The sequence below is a fragment of the Rhodopseudomonas sp. B29 genome (assembly GCF_000333455.1).
In the GTDB taxonomy this organism is placed as follows: Bacteria; Pseudomonadota; Alphaproteobacteria; order Rhizobiales; family Xanthobacteraceae; genus Rhodopseudomonas.
Genome location: NZ_BADD01000019.1, coordinates 1 through 1,988, shown reverse-complemented (window position 1 = coordinate 1,988; position 1,988 = coordinate 1). Strand labels below are relative to the sequence as shown.

Sequence of the window (1,988 nt, the reverse complement as noted above, 5' to 3'; positions counted from 1 at the left end):
CGGAGGAGCGAAGCGCAATCCGGGACAGCGCTGCGCCTCGGCGAAGAGCCCCGGATTTCGCTGCGCTCCATCCGGGCACCGCTCGCTGCGCTCACGCGGCCTATATCCGATGCGAATGACAAACAGCCACGACAATTCGCTCTCGCGGCTCGATCGAGCCCGAGCTGTGCACCCGTCGCTTCACAGCGAGGGGCGGGGGCGCGCCGCTCGGCGCAAAGGTTGTGAGGTTCGCGATGGCTTGCGGACCATCGCGCAACGCCTTGCGGCGCGCCCACCGCGGCGGTTTTGGGCTGTCGGGCCCGTGCTTCCGGGGGCAGGCGCGATGCCTCCGCACCGCTTCATCCGGCAGATTTCGCCGCCTTCGCCTGTCCCGCGTCCAGCGAACCAGCAAGTCGCAGAGCCTCGTAGTAGGCCCGGACGGGTCCCCGACGCCTCCCGGACGCGTGCTTGCGAGGCACAGCGCGCAGGACGCCGCGTCCGCCCGACTTCGCCGACACAGTTGTCGGCTTCGCCGGGCCATCGTTCCGGACCGGTTACCCGGCCCGCCGATCTGTCCCGCTGACCGACGCCTCGCGACAGCGCCCCTCACGGACAGGACGCTGCGGACTATAATCACAATAGGAATATTGTCAAGAGGCGTCGTGATCGCGCAGGGCCGTCCTTGGTAGGGTGGGCAAAGCGCAGCGTGCCCACGCGCGACGTTTCGGGACGTATCAGCGCAGTGATATCAAGTCGTAGCCCGGATGGAGCGAAGCGCAATCCGGGACAGCGGTGCGCCCTGGCGAAGCGTCCCGGATTTCGCTGACGCTCCATCCGGGCTACGCTCGCTCGCGAGGCCATTCCGGTTCGCCGCGCTTCGTTTTATTGGAGTTCATGATGAAATTCGTTGTTGTAGCGGCTCAGGCACTTGCACTGCTATCCGCCGCCGCCGCCGCCGCCGCCGCCCAGGCTCAGACTCCATCCGGAGATGTCGGCGGCAGGAAATCCTGTTCTCAACTCGTTGCGGAGTGCATCGACTTCAACAAGAAGGGTGGCTACGACACGGGTCGATGCGCTGGATACAAAGACGCTTGTATGGCGTCCGGGATTTATCAAGACCGCAACCGAACGATCATCAACGTCAGGAGGAAGTAGATGAAGGTGTTATGTCTCTCGCTCGGCCTCGTCCTTTCGGCCAGTGCGGCTTCTGCCCAGGTGATGTCCAGTGAACCGGCTCCCGGCACCCTCGCTGCAGGGCAGTCGGTTTATGTGGCCTGCGGCCCCGGCAAGGCTCGGAAGGTCACCGGCGGGAGCGACCTGCGCATGGGGCGAACCGGGAGCTATAGCAGCACTGGCTCCGGCAAAGGGCGAACGAGAGGGCCGTGTCTGCCCTACAAGGGGCACTGAAAACACCTGCCTGGGCGAGCTGGGCCACGTCGGTCAGCGGCGGACTTTTCCTCGTTGTCGGCATTCTGGACTTCCACCAGCAATCAAAAAGCGATGTCGTGCAAGAATGTGGATTCGTGCAATTCTTCTTTTGATCGTACTTCTGCCCCTAACGAGCGTCGCCAACGAGACGACGCCAGAGATGCGGGAGAAGATTAAGAAAATTCTGGAAGATCGAAAACACCCAAAGCCGGTTCTCGAGGGATTTGGAAACGCTGAAGAGTACTTAAAGCAGGTCAATATCGTAAGATCGCAGATCTCCTCTTGCTGGAAGCCTCCTCAAGATTTTGGCAATCCGATACGCGCTCGAATCGTTCTAGACTTTCGTGGACAGATCAAGCATTTCGTTCCGTTCGCCGATGGCGACATCTTCAAGCCTGACCTGCGGCTCGTGAATTTGGCCGTCACAAACTGCCAGCCATTCCATATTTCTCAGGATTTCAAGTCTGACGTGGTGGTCGATGCTGACTTCTCAAAATCCGGAGTCAACGTCACCTATCAAGACCTCAAGCCTCTGGAAAAGAGACCTACCGGTATAGATATATCTCGTGACGACCAACAAG

2 protein-coding genes are annotated in these 1,988 nt (G+C 60.8%); both read left to right on the top strand.

Going from position 1 to position 1,988, the window contains the following annotated elements:
* Positions 1-876 precede the first annotated feature (876 nt).
* On the top strand, positions 877-1,134 hold the full coding sequence (locus I5M_RS00590; RefSeq protein ID WP_148287796.1) for a hypothetical protein: 258 nt from the start codon (positions 877-879) through the stop codon (positions 1,132-1,134).
* A 358-nt stretch (positions 1,135-1,492) separates the two neighbouring features.
* Positions 1,493-1,988: hypothetical protein (locus I5M_RS28930; RefSeq protein WP_040771493.1), on the top strand; the 496-nt coding region annotated here is incomplete at its 3' end.